Genomic DNA, 284 nt, shown 5'->3' with positions numbered 1-284 from the left:
TCATAGACATCATCAGCGATAACCGGTTGCCAGTGCCACGACTTACCTGTAACAGCCCAGGCATCATCACCTTCGAGGAAAGTTTGAGTGATTTTTCTCTGTTCTCCATAGCGATGTACTACTGATTGCTGACCTGTCTCGTCGATAACATCCGATGGCAAAGGTTGCCACTCCTGAATTTTATCTCTTTTCGTATTCATATAGTCCTTACCTTCAGATCCAAAAACACGCCCCTCATCTCCCATAGAGGTTAAGCGATTAATTGCCATAATTGCAGTATTTTT

General features: G+C 43.3%; 1 pseudogene. It reads right to left on the bottom strand.

The features are described 5' to 3' along the window. A pseudogene (locus NV64_RS23590) lies at positions 1 to 284 on the bottom strand (hypothetical protein); the annotation flags it as partial.

Origin of the sequence: Erwinia sp. B116 (assembly GCF_002865965.1) — a bacterium.
Taxonomy (GTDB): domain Bacteria; phylum Pseudomonadota; class Gammaproteobacteria; order Enterobacterales; family Enterobacteriaceae; genus Erwinia.
The sequence above is the reverse complement of the archived record's forward strand: the minus strand, read 5'-3'. Positions and strand labels throughout refer to the sequence as shown.